Genomic DNA, 20,869 nt, shown 5'->3' on the forward strand with positions numbered 1-20,869 from the left:
ATACCCTAGAATTTTTTGATGCGACATAAAAGTTTAAAATGCTATTAAAGATGGCAGGGCATTTTATTTTTTTCAAAAAGCACCTGTTAAGACTGTCAAAAATAAAAAATACAGCGGGAGCTGCTGTGGTTGACTCTAGCGGCTTGACCTCCTTAAAATATAATATAAGCGTCAACGCTCCTTTTTTAACTAGTAGGTGGGATGACACAGAAGAAGATTATCCTCGTGGTGAAGAAGGATGGAGCGGAACTGTTGAGTCCATTTGTTTTTTTAATGATAGTTATTACCAAGACATACCTACAAATATACTTCATGACCCGACTATTAAAGAAAAAATAAACCAATACTTTGCTAATTTAAAAAAGCATTAAAATTATATTATATGTGTTAAATATAGTCAGACTAGCCCACAGCGCAAGTTCCGGAGCATAGGGCCTTAATAGTTGCTTTGCGATAATTCAACGTTGCATCATAGATAATTTGATTGTAATGCTCGCAATCCCATAAGACTAAATCAGCGCATTTGCCTATTTCAATACTCCCTTTTTGATCTTGGATGCCAAGTGCATGAGCAGCATTGATTGTTGTTGCTTGAAAGGCCTGATATGGTGTCATGCGAAATAGGGTACATGCCATATTCATCATCAATGGTAATGACAAAAAGGGTGATGAGCCTGGGTTGGCATCAGTCGCAATAGCAATTTTGACGTGATTATTTAAAAGCTCAGTTACTGGAGGCAGTTTAGTTTCACGCAAGAAATAATAAGCCCCAGGCAATAAAACGGCAACCGTGTTTGCCGCTTGCATTTTAGCAATATCTTCAAGTGCCAAATACTCTAAATGATCAGCGGATAAGGCGTTAAATTCAGCGGCAAGAGCGGCACCTTTTTGATCAGATAACTGCTCAGCATGAAGTTTTAGCTGAAACCCAAGTTCTTTGGCATGAGTAAATAGGCGTTTTATTTGCGCGTGTGAAAAACCAATATTCTCACAAAATCCATCAACAACGTGTGCCAGATTTTCTTTTTTAAGCACTGGTAGCATGTCAGTAATAATAAAATCAATATATTGATCCTTGTCATCAAACTCAGGTGGCAAAGCATGTGCACCTAAAAAGGTAGGGATAATATCGATGCCTTTTGATGTGTTAAGTTTTTGCGCAACTTTAAGCATCTTCATTTCAGTATCGATATCTAAGCCGTAACCTGACTTAATCTCACAAGTGGTTGTACCATACTGCATCATTTGCTTAAGGCGTCTATGTGCACTGTGATATAACGCATCTAAAGAGGCGTTACGTGTTGCTGTAACGGTTGAGCGAATTCCCCCGCCTTTGTTGGCAATTTCCTCATACGAGGCACCATTTAAGCGCATTTCAAACTCATCCGCACGATTGCCACCATAGATAAGATGCGTGTGGCAATCAATGAGTCCTGGAGTTAGCAGTTGACCACTGTGATTAATGATTTCGCGTGCCTTAGGCAGTGCTGAGCCTGTGGCTAAGATATCAATAATCTTGCCTTGATTAATGACTAAGGCGGCATTATCCAAAATACGCTCGTCTTGATCAAAGGTCACAAGGCGCGCATTTTGGATGATCAGATCGTACATGTTACTCACCTTTAATATTTAAAAAAGCTGTGTGTGAACATCGCTATAGAAAGCATGTTGCTTGATGACATCTGTGGCATTTTCGATATCACGTGCAAAATAGCGATCTTCATCGTAATAAGGGACTTTAGCGCGAATCTGGCGATATTTTCTGTCTAATAGACTCGATGTTTTAAGTGGCGCTCTTAGTGACACCCCTTGACAAGCAGCAAGCACTTCAATGCTTAAGATAGATAATACATTTTGAGCAATCGTATTTAATTTGCGTGCGGCAAAAGTTGCCATACTGACATGATCTTCTTGATTGGCAGAAGTTGGCAGACTGTCAATAGATGCCGGGTGTGCCAGTGTTTTATTCTCACTGGCTAGTGATGATGCGGTGACATGCGCCAACATAAAGCCTGAGTTAAGTCCGGCATTTTCAATTAAAAAGGCAGGTAAGCCGCTTAAATGCTTATCAATCAAAAGGGCAATGCGACGCTCAGAAATCGCACCAATCTCAGCGCAAGCGATACTCAGCATATCGGCACTCATGGCGACCATTTCAGCGTGGAAGTTGCCGCCTGAGATAATCTCTTTGGTTTCGGGCAGAATCAACGGGTTATCAGATACGCCATTGGCTTCATTTAATAAATTGCGTTTAGCATCATTGATTACTTGCCATGCCGCACCCATTACCTGTGGTTGGCAGCGTAGTGAGTAAGGGTCTTGCACTTTGCCACAGTGATCATGCGAGTGCATAATCTCACTATTTTCCAATAAATTGCGCATGACTTGTGAGAAAATAATTTGCCCCTCAACGCGTTTGATCTGGGAGATAACAGGGTCAAAGGGTTTCATGCTACCAAAGGTTGCCTCAATACTTAGAGCGCCAGCGATAGTAGCAATACTGAAATTACGCTCAACTTTAATTAGACCCATCAAAGCAATTGCTGTTGATGCTTGCGTGCCATTAAGTAAAGCCAAGCCTTCTTTTTCCTGAAGTTCAATCGCATTTAAGCCTGCTTGTTTTAAGGCATCTTGTGCACTGATGCATTGCCCTTGATAATTAACATCTCCCTCACCAATAAGCGGCATACTCATATGTGCTAAAGGTGCTAAATCACCAGATGCCCCAACTGAGCCTTGCTCAGGGATCACCGGATAAATACCATGATTATAAAAGGCGATTAACGCATCTAAGGTTTGTTGTGTGACACCTGAGTAGCCTTGTGCAAGACTGTTGATTTTAAGGAGCATGATGAGCTTAATAGTATCATTATCCAGTGGTTTGCCAACACCAGTAGCGTGAGATAAGACGATACGGCGTTGCAGCTCTTTAAGATCAGCTGTTGGAATTTTTTTATTGGCTAATAAACCAAAACCAGTATTGATGCCATAGACTGTTTTGCCAGCGCTTAGCACTTCTTCAACAATGCTGCGAGATGTTGCTACTTTAGCATAAGCACGATCATCTAAATGAATAGGGCAGGTGCTCGTAATTAGTAACTCAATATCCTGAAGGCTAAGCTCACCAGGGATTAAGCAAAAACTCTGTGGATTTAATGCTTTGCTATTCGTTGTATTTGTGTGGTTCATCACTTCACTCATATTAATGCCTCTTTTTTGCTTGCGGTGCAATGATCATCTTTTGAGTTGGCGTTAACCATGGGTAAGTTTAGCCCTTTCTCTTTGGCACAATTAATGGCGATATCGTAACCGGCATCGGCATGACGCATAACACCTGTGCCTGGATCATTGGTTAAGACGCGCTGTAAACGTTTCGCTGCAGCTTCAGTGCCATCGGCAACAATAACAACACCGGAGTGTTGCGAGAAGCCCATGCCGACACCTCCACCGTGATGTAAACTCACCCAAGTAGCTCCTCCTGCGGTATTAAGAAGGGCATTTAATAACGGCCAATCAGATACTGCATCAGAGCCGTCTTTCATGCTTTCTGTTTCGCGATTAGGGCTCGCGACAGAGCCTGAATCTAAGTGATCACGACCAATGACGATAGGGCCTTTTAGCTCACCATTTTTGACCATTTCATTAAATGCTAAGCCAAGACGAGCACGATCGCCTAGACCAACCCAACAAATACGTGCCGGAAGACCCTGGAAAGCAATACGCTCTTTTGCCATATCAAGCCAATTATGTAGGTGCTTATCATTTGGCATAAGCTCTTTGACTTTTTGATCAGTTTTATAAATATCTTCAGGATCACCCGATAAAGCAACCCATCTAAACGGTCCAATGCCTTGGCAAAACAGTGGACGGATAAATGCCGGCACAAAACCTGGGAAATCAAACGCATTTTGTAAGCCCTCATCAAAGGCGACTTGGCGAATGTTATTACCATAGTCAAAAGTTGGAATGCCTTGCTTGGCAAATTCAAGCATAGCTGCTACATGCGCTTTCATTGACTTTTTAGCTTCAGCAACGACAAGATCAGGATTGCTTTGACGCTCTTTTTTAGCCTTTTCTAAGCTCCAACCAATTGGCAGATAGCCATTTAATGGATCATGGGCACTCGTTTGATCGGTAACTGCATCAGGCTTAATCCCGCGCTTGATCATTTCAGGTAAAATCTCAGCAGCATTTCCTAAAAGCCCAACAGAAATCGCACGCTTTTCAGCGCAAGCTTTATTGATAATAGCCATTGCTTCATCAAGGGTTTTGGCTTTGTAGTCGACGTATTTTGTACGCAATCTAAAATCAATGCGGCTTTCATCACATTCAATGGCTAATACACAAGCGCCAGCTAAAACACCCGCAAGTGTTTGCGCACCGCCCATGCCACCAAGACCCGCTGTGAGAATCCATTTGCCGGATAAATCACCATTATAATACTGGCGTCCCATTTCAACAAAAGTTTCATAAGTCCCTTGAACAATGCCTTGTGAACCGATATAAATCCAAGAGCCGGCAGTCATTTGCCCGTACATCATTAAGCCTTTTTTATCAAGTTCATTGAAGTGCTGCCAATCTGCCCAGTGTGGCACAAGATTCGAGTTGGCAATCAATACACGTGGTGCATCGGCATGTGTTTTGAAAACACCTACAGGCTTTCCTGATTGAACAAGGAGTGTTTCATCATCTTCAAGCTTCTCAAGACATTCAACGATTTTATCAAAACATTCCCAATTGCGTGCCGCTTTACCGATACCGCCATAAACAACAAGATCTTGTGGATGCTCAGCAATATCAGGATCCAAGTTATTCATCAACATGCGAAGAGGCGCTTCAGTGAGCCATGACTTAGCGCTAAGTTTGGTGCCTGTTGCGGCTTTGATTGTGCGTGACATAATATAAATTCCTCCTGTGAGTTTAGTTTAAGCTTGTAGAAAATTCGCAAGAAGTGCTGCTGCAAGCTTAGCGGTTCTGTTGTCGATATCTTTTTTTGGATTAAGCTCAACGATATCTAAAGCAATCACTTGTTTAGATTGCTTGAGCTTACGCAAAGCATTTATAACAAAAGGGCTATCAATACCTAATGCCTGAGCAGCACTTACCCCTGGGGCAAGTGCTGCTTGAAAAACATCAAGACATAGCGTGATATAGATTTGCTTATTTTGTGCTGTAATTTTGTCAATAAATGACAAATCTTGTGAGTTGTTGTTGATGTGCTCAGCAAGCAAATATTGGGTATTGGTCGCATGAGCGTAATCAAATAAACGGTTGGTATTGGCAAATGGCTGCACACCCAAGCAATAATAATTAAAGTCTAGTTGCTGATCTTGCAAATAACGTGATGCTTGATAGAAAGGGGTGCCTGAGCTGCCAAGGTTACCTGTTAAAGTTTCTCGCAAATCAAAGTGTGCGTCAAAATTAACAATCGTGGGATTAAGCTTCTTTTTATAAAGACCTTGTAAGTGCCCCCAAGCCGTTTCATGCCCACCGCCAATGACAATCGGTGTGGCATTGAGTTGTATGATTTTAGCGACATATTCTGCTAATAACTGCTGTGCTGACTCAAGATCTTCACTATCGCAATAGACATTACCCGCATCATAAAGCCTGGTGTTACTCTCTAGATGTGCTGCTAAGTTAAAAAATGCGCGCCTGAAGTATTCAGAACCTTCTTTGGCACCAATAACCCCTTGATTGCGTTTAACACCTTCATCGCAGCAAAAGCCAATTAAGATAAAGTGTTGTTTATCATTTTCTAATGTGCTGATCGTTTGATTAAGATCAATACTTTTAATCAATTGATGGAAATACTCATTGTTAACATCAGTCATTCGAGAAGCGTAGTTTGATGCGCTATTAGCAGGCAGGTATTTCATAAGATTAAAAATATACTTAATTACAGAATGTGTAATATCTTTACCAATAAAGTGCTTGATCGCAACCCTGATATGCAAAATTCTTTAAAATACTATGCATCTGTATATGCGCCTAATCTTCATAGGTCATAATAATTTGGGCAATGGTTTCAAGCTCATCTTTATTAATAAGCTGGAGCTTTTCAATTAACTCAAGAATAATATTTTGAATATAGCGATAAGAGCGTCCTGATTGGCGCGCAATATCTTTGGCTGAACCGCCTGCAGCAATGGTTTTAAGATGCATGAGCTCACCTTCGGTAAGATTATAAAGTGCTTGGATTAAAGCAAGTCTTGGTTGTTCAAGTTGCGGTGTGTTCTGTGCTCTTAAGCGATTGATATCCTCGGCAGAGGGCGTTAATAATTGTTGGATATGAATGCGTTTATAGATAAGATTCATTGTCGAGCGTAAACGTTGGAAGTATTGCGCTTTTTTCTTGAAGCTGCATAAGTTAAATGATGCTTTGGTGGTATTAAAAAGTAAGACATCTTTATAATCAGCATAAAGTCTTTCGGTGACGAGTGTTAAATATTCATCAAAGTTTTGCTTGGCATGCTGTTGCTGTGGAAACTCACTATAATCAATAATGCGATAGGCCTCTTGATTAAGCGTGCCATAAAGGGCATCAAGCTGCCAAAAACCTAATCTAAAATAAGCTTTAAGCTCATCAGGTGCGGTACTGCCAACATAATTAAAGTCATAGGATTTAGTCACGCGGAAAAAATCAAAGCCGATAATGCCATCTTGTGAAATAAGTGTCAGAATCTCTTTAATTGCGCGTTCATTGTACTGGCAATCGCGATAGATGGCGGTCATGTCTTTTTCTGATAAATGACTAAATGAATTAAGATAGTAGGTGTTTTTATCGTGTTCATGACTGTTACCATCATTGGCATTTTCACTAATCCTATCATTTTTTGTATGTTTATTATCCATATTGCTACATCCGTTAACACCTGACTGTATCAAGTCTAGATGAGAAATGTGAGGACACAAGTATAAAATACAGGGTGTATTTTATACACTAATAAGTCCTATTTAAAAAAAGTATAACTATGCTCCCTGGCACAAACAGTGACCAGTTTTGTATTTGTGATGTTAAATATCAGAATGATTCAAAGAGGAGCATATGAAAAACAATCTTATTTCTAATTTATCTAACCCATTTAATAAATTTGGTTTACCCATTAAATTAAGTTGCATTGCCATTGCCGTCGTGCTTTCTGGTTGCGGTGGCGGAGGTGGTAGCAGCTCAAGCTCGAATGACACGCCAGTAACTGCGGTACTTGCAGCGAGTAATAGTAATAATTATTCATGTCAAGCAGCAGAAAACGGTGATTCCAGTTGTAGTGATAGCGTGACGATTGCTAATAATGCAGGCAATACAATCACGGGTGTTGGTACATCAGTTAGTAGCAGTGCGATAATACAGCAGGCATATTTTGATGCGCTACCTGAAGGATGCAGTGCCATCTTTAATACGGATACAACAAATAGTTGTCTACAAAGTGACGGATCATACAAAGCACTTGCAACAGGTGAGCAATGTCAACTTGCCTTTAGCGTATCATGTCACTCTCCGGTGCATTTAGATACGCATCTTACGATTAAATATCAGCATAGTAATACTGACTTTTCTCTTAGTGCACCTGTGAGCCAAACCTTTTTGGCAAGTGATAACTTTACGTATTCGGTTGAACAAACGCCTTTAGAGATTATATTAGGTGCTGATAGCAGTATTGTATTGACTAATAAATCAGACCAGACCTTGCGTCATCTAAAGCTTGTATTACCTGCTGCTTTATCTGGTGTAAGCACGGATACACATTTGCATATTGACGCATTAGCCCCAGGTCAAAGTGCAACACTCGCGTTTCACCTACCCGATGATGTGACTAAAGAGACAATTACCAATGCATTAAACCAGTTTTATGTGGTTGCGGATAACTTGAAAAGAACTATGATTCAAAATATTGATATCAATAGTGGTTTAGAAATAGAATCAGCGCCAACAGCTGAGCTCAATAGCACACAAACACTCTATCCAGTAACTTTAAAGAACAATACCAACCAAGATTATAACCATGTCAGCATTGCGCTATTGGATAGTCAAGGTCATGTTATCCAGCAAGGGATAAGTGTTGATCAAAGCCAGCTAAGTGTCTTAGCTAACTCAACCAAAACACTTTATATCAAGCTTGATAGCAATGTTGCTGAGCGCGTTGTTAAGGTTCGTGTCGACTATCAAACACACTCCGGTAACCAAACAAAGGCGCTAGATTGTCAATTAGATATTGATGCGTTAATCAAAGCACAATCATTAAGTGTCAATAGTCATGTATTATCGTATGTTGATCATTTGGCTAAAACGTTAACGATTACCAATAATGGCGAATTTGATTGGTATCCTTCGACAAATGCAAGTGATTATGAAGTTGCTGATGAAGGTATTGCGGTAAGCGCATCTTCAACAGGGCAAAGCTGCTTAAGTGGTGAAGTAGTTAAGCCTGGCAGCTCTTGCACATTAAATGTAAGTTACACCAAAGATATTGCTCAAAATGTGCCAGATAGTGCTGCTATTAACATCCCATTGGGTGCCAATGCCACACAAGATGGCGTCAAAACAGTGAGTTTAAGCTTGATTGATCAAAAGGTATCACTATCACCTGAGTATCAACTGATTCCTTACGTGCTTAATACAACGGATGGTCAGGCAATATATCGCTTATTATTATCCAATGATGATCAAGATACGATGACAAATATTAAAGTGCATCTACCTCAAGGCTACAAAAGCGTTAATGATCCCTTAGCCGGTGCCAATGCCTGTCAAGATGGCATGAGCTTGGCAAGAGGCGCAAGCTGTGTATTAAGCGTCGGTCTTGTTAATCCGGCAGATCTTGGTGCGCTTGCCCAGGGGAAAATCAGCATTGATGCTGATATTAATGCACAAGCACATCAAAATATTGCGCAACTTGACCTAGCAGCGCTTAATGTGATTGCGGCAGCAAGCAATAATGCCAGTGCGGTATTGTCGAGTGTAAGCTTAAGTGAAGCCACATCAAGTAGTATGAATAATGAGCGTATACAAATTGCATTGAAGAATAATAGCGATCAAGATATCGTGAATTTAGCATTACATTTACCGCAAGATTTACGTGATTTATTAACAAGTGAAAGCCAGTCAAGCTTAATGATCCCTGTGTTAAAGCAAGGACAATCTTATATCTTTACATTGAGCTTTAATTCAAGCGTTGCTGCTGAGAGCTATATTGACGCGCATTATGATGCATTATTAACGAATCAAGTGACACATGACTTAAGCTTAACTGCAGCAAATATGTTGGCATTTTACCCAAGCTTTGCGGTGACTAAATATACGCTAGAGGCAGATAATCAAACATTAACAGCGACGGATAGTCAATCGATTAGTTTGCATAACCCAACAACAAGCCCGGTGGTTGTTACTGCCTTGACTTTGGGGCATGGCATAACGGGAGTAATCTTTGATCCTGAGCTTCATTTGCCATTAACAATTAATGCCAATAGTACGGTGCATATCCCGCTTGAAGTCAGTAGTTCAGCAGAGGGCAGTGCGACGTATCAGGTCGATTATAGTCTGAACAATCAAAATAAATCACTGCAAAAACAGATCAGCGTTGCTAATCAGATAACAAGTAATGATCTTAATATCGTTCCTAACTTCTTAAGCCAGATGCAAAAGCCACTGACAGAAGGCAATACATTACAAAAAACACTAACGATTACCAATAATGGTCAATTTGATTGGCATGCCAGTGATGATAGTGTTGACTATAAAATCATTGATTTAGCAAATAATGAGCTTGCCCAAGGGGTAACCCTTGCTCCAGCGCAATCTAGCTGCTTAAGTGCAGGTAGTATTGCGCCTGGGCAAAGTTGTACATTAGTACTTGATTTAAGTCATACGGCGCCTGATCAGATCGCCCTTGAGATTGCGGCTAAAAATAATTTAGCAGATGCAAAAAATGTGATTTACACAACAACGACAACAAATAATTATTCATTTGATCCCGTTGATGCAAGATTTGTCCCAAGTAAGGTCAAATCCTCGATAGTAGGGGCAGATGAAAATCCGGTGTACGTCAGCTATCAACTAACAAATCATGCAACGCATGCTATTACATTAGATAGTATCCCAAGCTTTAGCTTAGAAGGACTCTCCACGATTAGTCTTGCAAATGAAGCGGAAATAAGTAGTTGCGTTGATGGCATGACATTACAATCCGGTGAGCATTGCACTATTCGACAAAAGCTTATGTTTAATAGTGAAGGAGCATTAACCGAAGCCGTTAATGGCTTTATCAATGTTCACGCGACAGTCGATGGGCAAAACATACAGCTTCTGCATCAAGCACTCACGGTAGGTGGTGATAGTGGTGTGGATTATATATCACCGCAATTAAGTGATTTAACCCTAACCGCAGGTAAGATAAACACCCTTGAAATCACTAACCCGTCACAATATGAAAGCTTAAGTGGCGTAAGACTTCATATCCCTCAAATCTTAACAGGAGATAGTGATAGTTTGGTGATTAACACCTTAGCACCCTCACAGTCTTATCAGTTTAGTTTCACACCTGCGATGGATCAAAGCGTGTCTGATTGGTTAAATGCCAATAAAGATAGCTTGCTTGATAATACACAAAGCTGCTTGATTTATGCCACAGCATCTAATGGTAATAAAGTTTGTCCATCGGTTGATGTCAAAGCACCATTTGATCTAGCTGATTCAAGTATTGATGTGGAATCACCTGGGGATCATTTTTATCAATTTGAATATAGCGGAAGCTCACAAACGCAGCTTGAAAGCATTTCTTTGATTGCAGGGGATAGCGTTGGTTTGAGCCTTGTAAGTGATGATACGACTTACCCATTGACATTGCATTATGGTGATTCAAAGGGAATAACATTACATGCAGATCCTGAAAGTTATGTTGTAAATGGCGGCATACAGCCCAAGCTTGAAGTTAGTTTAAGTGGTGGTATTAAATATGACATCCCAATAACTATTGCTGATAATGAAGCACACCTGATAAAGAGTAATGCTTACTTGTTAGCACCAAACCCAGGGGCAACGACAGAGGTTAATATAACGATTGAGAACGAAGGTGGATTTAATTGGCAGATTCCAAGTGAAGCAGCTTTAACATCAGGAATTAGTGTTTATAATCAAGCTGGTCAGTTAATCAATTCAGGTTTCGCGATCACAGGATCTACAATAAACTCTTGTAGCGCATTGAGCTCATTGGCAGCAGGTGAGAGTTGTAATTTAACGGTGCAAGCAAATGATACGGTGGCTGCAGGAGATTATATATTAAAGACCTCGCCTGATTTGCGCTTAACGATAGATGGTGGGCAGTTAAACTTACATGTTGTAAATGATATAGGTTTTGAAAGCTATGTTGATAATAGTCAAGTTGCATTAAATACTCAGGCAATTACCTTATCTAACTATGATACAGTTGCGCATGAAGTGAGTATTACCATGCCGCAAGATCAAAATGCTTACCAAGTATTAACAAAAGACAGTAACTCGCCATGGTGCACGCCATTGACATGCCCTGAACAGTGTGAGGTTGATGATGGTAAGGTGCTTATGCCAGCAGCAATAAATGATGGAGGAAATGTCACGCCAAGCCAATGTAAAGTCTATGTTCATAAAGTGTCAGATAAAACACTGACGGTTGATCATATTGCCTTTAATGCGTCAGACTTAGTGCATAACTATACATTAAAGCCACAGCAAAATATTTTCTTGATGAAAGGCAATCGTGTATATCATAATCTGCTAGATAAATCCTATGGCTTTTTATTTGATACAAACGCTTGGCAGCTCATGAAGGCGGGGTCGTTTTCAACAGTAAGATTTGGAGATGCAGTCAAAGACGATAAGGGCAATATTTATATGGATGGTCGCTATACGTCGTTATACCAAATGACTAATCAAGGAATGGAGTTAGTTGCTAAATCAACTAAAAAAATGGCAATAACCTCATTACAGTTTGATAAAGGCTATTTATACACCACAATTGATAATAGCGGTACTATCTACCGTATTCCAGCGGATGAAATTGGTACTCCTGGTGCACCAAGCTCACCGACGTGGCAGACATATTATGCAGCAAAACATGAGGGCTTTAACTATATTGGAGAGCTTAATTCGCTGCCTTTCACACTTAAAGATGATAATCAGAATACACCAACACTTTTGATGGTCTCAGTGGTAGGAGTGTTAGGTAATGTGTCATTGTTTAGCAACAATCAATGGAATCATTTAGCATCTATTTCAAATTCTGAAGGTAGTTCGCAGTATGAGCAAATTTTCACGCTGGCAGTTAATCCAAGATTACAATTAACACCCGTGCCGCACTATGAGATTCTATTTGGTACCCATCCAGCAGGATCATCATTTGCTGGGGGGAATTCAAACATGAAGCGTGTATATAAAGCTGCATTAGGCTGTGGTGAAAATGGCACATTATCAGTGATTACAGGTAATGATCAGTGTCAAGCAAGTGACATGGTGTTGATTAATCCAAGTAGCTTATCGGGTGAGCTTACAGAAGGATATCAACTAATAAGTCAACCAGTTAACCCATATTATGGCGTGCTAAATCTGCAAATTGTCTATAACCCTGTGAATTTAATCGATCAATATATCTATATGCTGGGGCAGCGTGAGGCTACATGGAGTACTATTAGTGACGGTGTTAATGAAATGTATATGATGAATGATGAAGCAAATGCGCCATGGCAAGCAGAGAATCCAATCCCGATGCTTGGTTCAACACCACAATTTGAAGATATCGATGTCGTCAATGGCATGCAGATCAAAAAACAGTAATCACTAAAGTCAAAAATGATAGGGTGTATTTTATACACTTATCTTCTTAAGGTGTACTTAGTACACTTTGCAATCTAACAAGATCCATAGCGACTACAAACTGAAGTTAACTCGAATTACACACTTTTAAAAAATTATGATGTTATTAAACACCCCGTCAGCCTACGGCTGCCACCCCTCTTGAAAAGAGGGGAATTAGGCAACAGTGATTTTATATTCCCCTCTTTTCAAGAGGGGTGCTGAGCTTGCGAGGCGGGGTGTTGAAATAGGAAAAGTGCGTAACCTTAGAATTTGATGTCATATTGGCGTTATGGGTTTTTAAATTTATCTCTGTCATTTAAAAATAGTCAAAGAGGAACAGGTATGCCTTGGATTAAAAAATCAGTATTTTGTTTAACCAGTATGACGGTATTAGCCATTGCCGGTTGTGGTGGAGGCGGTGTCAGCAGTGGTGCAGCACCAATAGCAAGCCCTCTTGCAGTCAGTAGTGATATGCCTGAGCAATTAACGCCAGAGACGGCAATAGATCGAAGCTCAGAGGTTGAAGTTGAAGTGAAGGTAGGTATGGATCAAGCCCTTGAAATGAATCAAGTCGGTGCTGCAGAATCACCATCAAGATCTGTGCATATCACATCGGTGTCGATATCGCCAACTGTTGCTCAGTATGTCCATCTTGAGTCTGACTATAAAGATTCATGCTGGTCAAATGGCACGGGTGTAAACTTACAAGCAGGACAAAGTTGTAATCTTTACTATAGTGTTGAGTCCTTAGCTCCAGCTGCTATTAATGGTGATGTCAAGATCGCATTAAGTGGTGCTTCGGAAACAGCGATTGACGTGCCTGTCAAAACAACATTTAAACCTGCCAGTGAGATGACAAATGTTTTGCAGTTGCAATCATCCATCACAATGACACCAGGCAATGTTATGCAATTTGTTATTCATAATCCTAATAACGAAGCAGTCAAGGGCGTGAAGATTGACCTAAGTCACGCACCAGATGCAGTAATTGCTGCATTATATTTACAGGATATTGCTGGCGGTCACTATAATGCAGTCACTCAGATGATTGAGGCTAATACGACAATGTTAGCACCTAAGCAAACGTTGACGATAGCGCTTCTTGTTAAGGCTGATGATAACAATACAGTAGGTGCAGTTATTAAATATTTCTATCAAGCGCTTGAGCAAAACAGCTATCATAATAAGCCGATTTTTCAGGTGATTGCAGATAATGCACAAGATTTGATTCCAGTTAGCATTAATGCTTATTCAGTACCGGCAACCCTATCAAGTCTTGATATTAAAACACCAGGTGAGTATCAACAGACATTTATCAATCATAGTACTCGGGCAATGATGATTAAAACCATTGATTTGACGTTGCCACAAGGTGTGACACTTAAAAATACGCAAGATATGTGCCAAAAAGATACCTTAGTAGCTGCAGGCGGAAGTTGTGTACTGTCATATCAAGTTGCAGATAATGCCTATCAAGCTCAGGATTTTAATAAGCGCTTTGCTAATATTAATTATTTTTCTGATCAAATGTTTTATAGCACAAAAGATCAAGTTTCTGATCAGGATGTAACAATTGCAGGTGCGGATGTTGGTTTTAAAGAAGCATCACATTACATCAATATGGATTCGCATAATAGCGTAATCAATGTTGCAATTGTCAATCATGGTGCGTTTGCGTGGCAGCTGCCTGATAGTTTGGATGCATTTCAGTTATATCAAAACACAACAAATCAACCATTACAAGGTGACTATCTGAGTGTTGTCGCGCCAACCAATGGTCAAGCATCTTGTGCAACGGGTGGGACATTAGCAGTAAACAGTACCTGCTATGTTGGGGTTAAGTATACGCAATTAAACTCGTCACCCGATGCTGAAGGTTATCGTTTAAGCTTGGCAAAACAAACCAATATGGCGGCAGCAATTAATAGTAATATCTATTTAACCAAAAGCGGGGTTAATGCTGAAATATCGCAAGATGATGATACGGTTTATCCAAGTGTCAAGGCGATCAAGCTCACTAATACCAATTTTAGTAATGAGTCAGTTTTGGTGTCATTAACCAACGATAATCTTAAGCAGTTTTCCATCTACGATGGCACGCAAGCGTGGTGTAGTGCCAATACTTGCCCTAAGTCATGCTTTAACAGTGATCAATTATTTACAAAAGGACAGACTAATACATTAACACTTGACGCCTATTCCGCAAAGCGTGATAACACTTGTTATATTTATGTCAAAGGGCAGAATATAAATGCGGGAGATAAAGCAACTGCCTTATTGCAGATTGACAAGCTTGGTGCCCATGCTGATGAAGATAAAACATTTAACTTTGCGGCAAGTGGTGTACTGTATGCAAGTGTGGATAGTCAAACAAACCCTTATATTTACCAGTATGATCAAACAGGGTGGCATGTGCTGTTTGCTGGGAAAAGCACTGGTGAGTATATATTAAATAGCTTCATTTCAGGCGTTGGTATTTCTCCTCAAGGTGTCGTTTTTATCAGTAATGGCTATCAAACATTGAAGCGTCCATTTTTGCCAGATGTTTATCCACCAGTTTTAGGTAAGCGCTTTACTTCAGTGATGTCTGTTAACGGTCAGAATGATTTTTTGGGACTAGATGACGCATTGGGAGATTTAAGTCAAAGTACACATATCAAAATCAATGGTTCAGGGCAAATTGTTGTGTCAAGCGTTGGCATGACAGAAGATGCACATGCCTATATAGCGCAAGCTTCAGTCAATGATTTTGATGGCTGGAATAAGTTAGCAACACCTGTTTTATCAACGATTAATGAAGCAATACCAATGACTTTAGATGAAAAAGGTGACTTGTATTACATGGCAACTGAACAAGGTCAAACCTATAAATTAACCAATCAAAACAACTCGCCATTAACACAAACGATTGCTAAAGCGCTTGGCACTATTAAAGTCTTTACTATGGGTAAAACAGCAACGGGAGATATTTATCAAAGTATGCAGTGTACTCAAAATGGTCAAGATATGATTTGCGTTGAAGTGCTTAAGAATAATGTGTGGGAACAAATCGCTACCTTTCCAGATGATATGAGTTCTAACATGTCTGTCGCATTTGATAGCGATAGCAATGTGTACTTTTCTTCACTAAATACTCATGCGGTGTATTATACGAACGAAAACATGGCAAGACAGATTTTAGGTGCTGATTCTAATCCATTTAAACAAGCCAGTATTTATGGAATGAAAATGATTAACGATACGGTTTATGTATTGGCAAGTAATGGGTTATATACCTATGATCAGTCACAAGCTAAATGGCAGTTATTAGCCAATTTACCAGCGGCTAATTTACGTGAAAACCCAGATGTTATGAATAATCTGCGTGCTGCAACGCAATTGGATGTAAGTACTGATAGCCATTGATTCTTGGATTTATTAACTGTAATCGATAAGATCTATTACGCTTAAAAAGTAAAGCAAAACTTCAACGAATTATCGATTGTTTTCATCGGCGTGCTCAGGCAAAATAAGACGACTTTTGATGCGCGATTTATCACAAGTATTTTTTATTAACCGTTTAGAGTAAAAGACATAAAAGAGCTAAAAGAGTAAAAATGGCAGTTAAAATAGAGAAAAAAATCACAGGCTTTAATATTGTCAAACCCGATGATGGGGCAAACAATGTTGCAGTTAAACCAATAAAAAAAGAAAAATCACATCAGCAAATGAGTGAGAATATCAAGCGTCCAGAATCATTGCTTGGAGAAACGTATAAGATTAAGCCGCCTCAGGCAGAGCATGCACTGTATGTGACGATTAATGATATCGTTTTAAATGAAGGCACTGAGCATGAGATGCGTCGCCCATTTGAGATCTTTTTAAGCTCTAAAAATATGGAGCATTTTCAGTGGACGATTGCTTTGACTTTGATTATCTCAGCGGTTTTTCGCAAAGGGGGTGATATTACCTTTTTAGTTGAAGAGCTACGATCTGTATTTGATCCTAATGGCGGTTATTTAAAGCGTGGTGGGAAGTATATTCCTTCATTAGTTTCTGAGATTGGTGATGTTATTGAAAAACATTTAAAGAAGATCGGCATGTTGCCAGATGATGAGTTAGATGAAGAGCAGAAGCAATATATTGCCGCTAAACGTCAAGAGTTAGATCAACGTCAACAGCCAAGTAATGATGCCAGCAATAACTTCCCACCTGAGTCGCAACTGTGTACTAAATGCAGCACCAAAGCGATGGTACGCATGGATAATTGCTTAACATGCTTAAATTGTGGTTACTCTAAGTGCGGATAAATCAATCATGATTTATGCCTTTTTCTATCTTGCCTTTTGCATTTATCTTGGTTTCTTTCTTAAGAACAAATGGGCGGCATTGCTGCTTGCAATTTCTGTGATAAGTTGGTTTGTTGTGCGTTTGCCTGAGGTTAATGCGGATCTTAGTTGGCGCTTTACTTTAACGATCATCGCTTATATGACTGAATTTGTGGTGTTACTGTATTTTTTCCCTAAAAAAATCATTCAACTAATGCGCCCAAATGTGCAGAAAAATTTAATTGTGGCAGCGGCTTTATTGGTAATCTTTAGTGTCGTTGTATTATTTAGCAGCCTTACAATTCCTTATATGCAACAAGTATTAATGCAGCAGGCAAATGCTGATATTAATCATATGTTGTCACAAATTAGTTGGCTTTATCGTTTTGGTAGTTTTGCCGGTTGGCTAAGCTTTTTTAGTTATCTTTATCTTTGGATTGGCCTAAGCCGGTTTATTGTTAAGCGTCCCTTCGGCGTTTAATAGGCCTTATGCTCCGGAACTTGCGCTGTGGGCCAGTCTGGGTAAATTTCAACCTTTTAAATTAAAGTCACTATAGGGATCAATCCATGGTTCTGTTTGCAATATTAAACTAGGTTTTTTCTCGTAAAAGTCTAACAACAACTCTTGAACCTGTTCTTCACCATCAAAAACCATTAATGGAGCTAGTCTATGTTCAATAATATATTCTTTAGTGGTCGGAATATCTTTATCAGGCCAATTATAAATACGATATTTTCCTGATAAAGTGTCGTATATATAACAGGGCTTTAACGTTGTATCGACATTATAATCCTCTACATTAATGTTCTCTACGATTTTAAAATAACTTTTGGTTATTAAAAACCTTGATATGCAAAACTTATAGATCAGCGGTGATTTTAATAAATCATCTAGTTTATATTTTTCTGGTGAGTCAATAAAATAATCAAAGAATGCCACATCACCTTCATCATTAATTTCAATCCCATAGCTATATAGGCCATCTTTAACTTTAATTTCTAATACATTACCAATTTTACGTCGCTGTCTTTTCATTATACATCTCCAAACTCATTTCTAGCGGCATCTACATAACTTTGTTTGCGTGGATTAAAGCGACTAATTCCGTTAATCGCATTACCAGAAGTTCCTCCCATGCTTTTAGCACCACCATGGTGTTCAATTAGCATCTGTTCACGCCCACGAATAGCAGCTTTATTGGTGGATACAACGTCTGGGCGCGCTGTTTCAAAACCTTTTGCATTCATATGATGATATGCATCTCGGTATTTAATAAGCCTGTACTTAATCTTCTATCTTATAATTACTGTTGTATTCATCTGCATGAGGTGACCTCACGCTGTTGACTAAATTTAAATTGATAGCACCATATTTTACGAAATTTTGCCTAGCTTCCTCTAAGCTTATTTTATTAGCGCCACCACAATATTTTGGATCTTTATTTTGGGTGTCATCATCTTCCCAAAAACAAACTGGGCATATTTCAAATGTTCCATTAGGCTCGTCATCATAAGTCAAAAAGCCGCAGCAAGGGCATGCATATTTATTACTCATTTAAATAAATCTCCTCAGGTTATTGTCTTTTACAATAATTCATAGCTTCATCTGGTCTAAACATAGTTCTTGGTTCACCAACAGAGTTATGCACAGAAAAAGTATTGCTATCAAACTCCATGCTCAGGAACTTGTGCTGTGGGTTATGGTGATCAAATTTAATACAAATAGAGTAAAGTTAATGCTTCTTTAAGATTGAGTTTTCATCTTTTGATGCTCAACAAGATATTCGTCTATTTTATCCTTTATTTGTTGATCATGATGAGTTATATCTAATAGTTTTTTTAATTCAGTGCTGTTAAAAATATATATGGAAGCTATTTCTCCGCTCCACCCATCTTCACCCTCGGGATAATCTTCATAACCTTCTTCATCATTCCTATATCTACACTCAAATGATGGAGCGTGCACACCAAACATATATTTTTTACTTATGAATCCCCTGTTTGTAACTACCAAATTAACATCCATTGAATTGATCACTGCATATAATTCAAAAAAATCTATATTAAATAAATTTTTATAGTCAAAAAAATCAAGCATAACCACTGTAGATGGTCTATCTATATCAATAAAGCAAATGTTTTCACTTTGGTCATATGATATATAGCATGAGATATGAGAATCATTGATAACATCATATTTCTCTTCAAACTCTGTATTTTTATTAGCAACATAATCTCTAGTGTAAGAAATCTTTTGTTTCGAAAGAATTTCACGTACTACAGTTTTATTTGTGCCTATTTTAATGTTTTTTGCTCCACTTTTCTCAATATAAAAAATCATATAACAGCCTTAAACATCAAGTGTATTTGTATAATCTTGCATTTGACTTATAGCTCCATCATATTTAGAGCCAAACTTTCCTCTTATGTCATTAATATCCATCTGTTGAGCCTCTCTAAATTGACCTTTAGAAATTAAATCGGCTTGTTTTGCTCGAAAGGATTTTCCAGAACGTCCCCAGCTTGCAGTTTTCATATGATCTGATTTTTCCATAGATATCGAAGGGACTTTTCCTCTTGGAAGCGGACTGTCTTGGTCGAATTTCAACCTTTTAAATTAAAGTCACTATAGGGATCAATCCATGGTTCTGTTTGCAATGCTAAGCTAGGTCTTTTTTCATATAAGGCTAATAATAAGCGCTGAATCTGCTCTTCACCATCAAAAACCATTAATGGAGCTAATCTATGTTCAATAATATATTCTTTAGTGGTCGGAATATCTTTATCCGGCCAATTATAAATACGATATTTTCCTGATAAAGCGTTGTATATATAACAGGGCTTTAATGTTGTATCGATATTATAATCTTCTACATTAATGTTCTCTACGATTTTAAAATAACTTTTAGTTACTAAAAACCTTGATATGCAAAATTTGTAGATGAGTGGTGATTTCAATAAATCGTCTAGTTTATATTTATCTGGTGAATCAATAAAATAATCAAAGAATGCCACATCACCTTCATTGTTTATTTCAATTCCATAGCTATATAGGTTATCTTTAACTTTAATTTCTAATACATTACCAATTTTACGTCGCTGTCTTTTCATTATACGTCTCCAAACTCATTTCTAGCAGCATCTACATAACCTTGTTTGCGTGGATTAAAGCGACTAATGCCATTAATCGTATTACCAGAAGTCCCGCCCATGCTTTTAGCACCACCATAGTGTTCAATCATCATCTGTTCACGTCCACGAATAGCAGCTTTACTTGTCGACGCCACATCTGGACGAGCTGCTTCAAATCCCTTTGCATTCATATGATGATATGCATCTCGGCGTTCAACAATGCTCTTAACATCCCCATAACCACTGGTACGTCCAACATAAGTCTCCCCTGTGGCAGGATTAACTTTAGTGTAAGTAGTAAAGACCTTACTGCCGCGCGTTGCATTAACCTGCCCTGCAACATTCTTTTCTTCCATAACCGCAGTAATGGCACTTTTAATTAAGCCTCCTGCTTCAGTCGCTATGCGAGCTTCAGTAGTACCAATGCCCATACCGACAACCATGCCTAAGGTTTCACCGACCATATGGTCAATCTGGTGATCACGATTATATTTTTGATCAACCAATCCACCACTAATGCCCTTATTCATGCCTGAGGAAAAACTATTGGCGTGATCAGCTATGTCATGTCCCGTGTCACCACTAAACATGCCACTGATTGACC

Annotated in this window: 17 protein-coding genes; 5 read left to right on the forward strand and 12 right to left on the reverse strand. The window is 39.0% G+C overall.

What is annotated here, in order from left to right:
- The first annotated feature begins 50 nt into the window (after positions 1-50).
- On the forward strand, positions 51-371 hold the full coding sequence (locus DNJ75_RS12270) for a hypothetical protein (protein ID WP_157968328.1): 321 nt from the start codon (positions 51-53) through the stop codon (positions 369-371).
- Between the two features lie 31 nt (positions 372-402).
- On the opposite strand, the gene hutI is transcribed toward DNJ75_RS12270, so the two are convergent.
- The 5 genes from hutI to DNJ75_RS12295 all read right to left on the reverse strand — a co-directional run bounded on the left by hutI (position 403) and on the right by DNJ75_RS12295 (position 6,855).
- Complete coding sequence (gene hutI / locus DNJ75_RS12275) at positions 403-1,611, reverse strand: imidazolonepropionase (RefSeq protein ID WP_117003751.1); 1,209 nt, start codon at positions 1,609-1,611, stop codon at positions 403-405.
- Between the two features lie 18 nt (positions 1,612-1,629).
- Positions 1,630-3,201, reverse strand: coding sequence for a histidine ammonia-lyase (gene hutH, locus DNJ75_RS12280; protein WP_224742308.1), 1,572 nt, complete (start codon positions 3,199-3,201; stop codon positions 1,630-1,632).
- Entirely contained in the window at positions 3,198-4,898 is a 1,701-nt protein-coding gene (hutU, locus tag DNJ75_RS12285; protein ID WP_117003752.1) for a urocanate hydratase, read from the reverse strand. The genes hutH and hutU overlap by 4 nt, the downstream gene beginning before the upstream one ends.
- A 27-nt stretch (positions 4,899-4,925) precedes the next feature.
- A complete protein-coding gene (gene hutG / locus DNJ75_RS12290; protein ID WP_150469008.1) occupies positions 4,926-5,879 on the reverse strand; it encodes a formimidoylglutamase in 954 nt (317 codons plus the stop codon).
- Positions 5,880-5,991: 112 nt separating this feature from the next.
- Positions 5,992-6,855 carry a helix-turn-helix transcriptional regulator gene (locus tag DNJ75_RS12295; protein WP_117003754.1) on the reverse strand — a complete coding sequence of 288 codons (864 nt, stop codon included), beginning with the start codon at positions 6,853-6,855 and terminating at the stop codon, positions 5,992-5,994.
- 193 nt (positions 6,856-7,048) lie between these two features.
- On the opposite strand from DNJ75_RS12295, the gene DNJ75_RS12300 reads away from it, so the two are divergent.
- The 4 genes from DNJ75_RS12300 (at position 7,049) to DNJ75_RS12315 (ending at position 17,614) form a co-directional block, all read left to right on the forward strand.
- A complete protein-coding gene (locus tag DNJ75_RS12300; RefSeq protein WP_117003755.1) occupies positions 7,049-12,805 on the forward strand; it encodes a hypothetical protein in 5,757 nt (1,918 codons plus the stop codon).
- A gap of 363 nt (positions 12,806-13,168) precedes the next feature.
- Positions 13,169-16,231: a hypothetical protein gene (locus DNJ75_RS12305; RefSeq protein ID WP_150469007.1), complete on the forward strand. Its 3,063-nt coding sequence runs from the start codon at positions 13,169-13,171 to the stop codon at positions 16,229-16,231.
- Positions 16,232-16,422: 191 nt separating this feature from the next.
- Entirely contained in the window at positions 16,423-17,115 is a 693-nt protein-coding gene (locus tag DNJ75_RS12310) for a TSCPD domain-containing protein (protein WP_117003757.1), read from the forward strand.
- A gap of 7 nt (positions 17,116-17,122) precedes the next feature.
- Positions 17,123-17,614, forward strand: coding sequence for a hypothetical protein (locus DNJ75_RS12315; RefSeq protein WP_117003758.1), 492 nt, complete (start codon positions 17,123-17,125; stop codon positions 17,612-17,614).
- Between the two features lie 48 nt (positions 17,615-17,662).
- Here DNJ75_RS12315 and DNJ75_RS12320 read toward each other — a convergent pair whose 3' ends face one another.
- The 7 genes from DNJ75_RS12320 to DNJ75_RS12350 all read right to left on the reverse strand — a co-directional run.
- Entirely contained in the window at positions 17,663-18,169 is a 507-nt protein-coding gene (locus DNJ75_RS12320; RefSeq protein WP_117003759.1) for an Imm26 family immunity protein, read from the reverse strand.
- Entirely contained in the window at positions 18,169-18,381 is a 213-nt protein-coding gene (locus DNJ75_RS12325; protein WP_117003760.1) for a hypothetical protein, read from the reverse strand. Before DNJ75_RS12325 ends, DNJ75_RS12320 begins: the two co-directional genes overlap by 1 nt.
- Positions 18,382-18,418: 37 nt before the next feature.
- Positions 18,419-18,688 carry a CPCC family cysteine-rich protein gene (locus DNJ75_RS12330; RefSeq protein ID WP_117003761.1) on the reverse strand — a complete coding sequence of 90 codons (270 nt, stop codon included), beginning with the start codon at positions 18,686-18,688 and terminating at the stop codon, positions 18,419-18,421.
- Between the two features lie 189 nt (positions 18,689-18,877).
- Positions 18,878-19,474, reverse strand: coding sequence for a hypothetical protein (locus tag DNJ75_RS12335; protein WP_117003762.1), 597 nt, complete (start codon positions 19,472-19,474; stop codon positions 18,878-18,880).
- 9 nt (positions 19,475-19,483) lie between these two features.
- Positions 19,484-19,669, reverse strand: coding sequence for a hypothetical protein (locus DNJ75_RS12340; protein ID WP_191092879.1), 186 nt, complete (start codon positions 19,667-19,669; stop codon positions 19,484-19,486).
- Between the two features lie 68 nt (positions 19,670-19,737).
- Positions 19,738-20,244, reverse strand: a complete 507-nt coding sequence (locus DNJ75_RS12345; protein ID WP_117003764.1) for a hypothetical protein — start codon at positions 20,242-20,244, stop codon at positions 19,738-19,740.
- Positions 20,244-20,869, reverse strand: a 626-nt coding sequence (locus DNJ75_RS12350) for a hypothetical protein (RefSeq protein WP_206609108.1), incomplete at its 5' end; no start/stop codon positions are given. The genes DNJ75_RS12345 and DNJ75_RS12350, both read right to left, overlap by 1 nt.

The organism is Cysteiniphilum litorale (genome assembly GCF_003428165.1).
GTDB lineage: Bacteria > Pseudomonadota > Gammaproteobacteria > Francisellales > Francisellaceae > Caedibacter > Caedibacter litoralis.

Excerpts from the sequence above, each read along its gene's own strand:
- DNJ75_RS12270 (WP_157968328.1), top strand. The coding sequence starts at position 51 with ATGGCAGGGCATTTTATTTTTTTCAAAAAGCACCTGTTAAGACTGTCA.
- DNJ75_RS12300 (WP_117003755.1), top strand. The coding sequence starts at position 7,049 with ATGAAAAACAATCTTATTTCTAATTTATCTAACCCATTTAATAAATTT.
- DNJ75_RS12340 (WP_191092879.1), bottom strand. The coding sequence starts at position 19,669 with ATGAAAACTGCAAGCTGGGGACGTTCTGGAAAATCCTTTCGAGCAAAA.
- DNJ75_RS12325 (WP_117003760.1), bottom strand. The coding sequence starts at position 18,381 with ATGAATGCAAAAGGTTTTGAAACAGCGCGCCCAGACGTTGTATCCACC.
- hutU (WP_117003752.1), bottom strand. The coding sequence starts at position 4,898 with ATGTCACGCACAATCAAAGCCGCAACAGGCACCAAACTTAGCGCTAAG.
- DNJ75_RS12310 (WP_117003757.1), top strand. The coding sequence starts at position 16,423 with ATGGCAGTTAAAATAGAGAAAAAAATCACAGGCTTTAATATTGTCAAA.
- hutH (WP_224742308.1), bottom strand. The coding sequence starts at position 3,201 with ATGAGTGAAGTGATGAACCACACAAATACAACGAATAGCAAAGCATTA.
- DNJ75_RS12320 (WP_117003759.1), bottom strand. The coding sequence starts at position 18,169 with ATGAAAAGACAGCGACGTAAAATTGGTAATGTATTAGAAATTAAAGTT.
- DNJ75_RS12345 (WP_117003764.1), bottom strand. The coding sequence starts at position 20,244 with ATGAAAAGACAGCGACGTAAAATTGGTAATGTATTAGAAATTAAAGTT.
- hutG (WP_150469008.1), bottom strand. The coding sequence starts at position 5,879 with ATGAAATACCTGCCTGCTAATAGCGCATCAAACTACGCTTCTCGAATG.
- DNJ75_RS12315 (WP_117003758.1), top strand. The coding sequence starts at position 17,123 with ATGATTTATGCCTTTTTCTATCTTGCCTTTTGCATTTATCTTGGTTTC.
- DNJ75_RS12305 (WP_150469007.1), top strand. The coding sequence starts at position 13,169 with ATGCCTTGGATTAAAAAATCAGTATTTTGTTTAACCAGTATGACGGTA.
- DNJ75_RS12295 (WP_117003754.1), bottom strand. The coding sequence starts at position 6,855 with ATGGATAATAAACATACAAAAAATGATAGGATTAGTGAAAATGCCAAT.
- DNJ75_RS12330 (WP_117003761.1), bottom strand. The coding sequence starts at position 18,688 with ATGAGTAATAAATATGCATGCCCTTGCTGCGGCTTTTTGACTTATGAT.
- hutI (WP_117003751.1), bottom strand. The coding sequence starts at position 1,611 with ATGTACGATCTGATCATCCAAAATGCGCGCCTTGTGACCTTTGATCAA.
- DNJ75_RS12335 (WP_117003762.1), bottom strand. The coding sequence starts at position 19,474 with ATGATTTTTTATATTGAGAAAAGTGGAGCAAAAAACATTAAAATAGGC.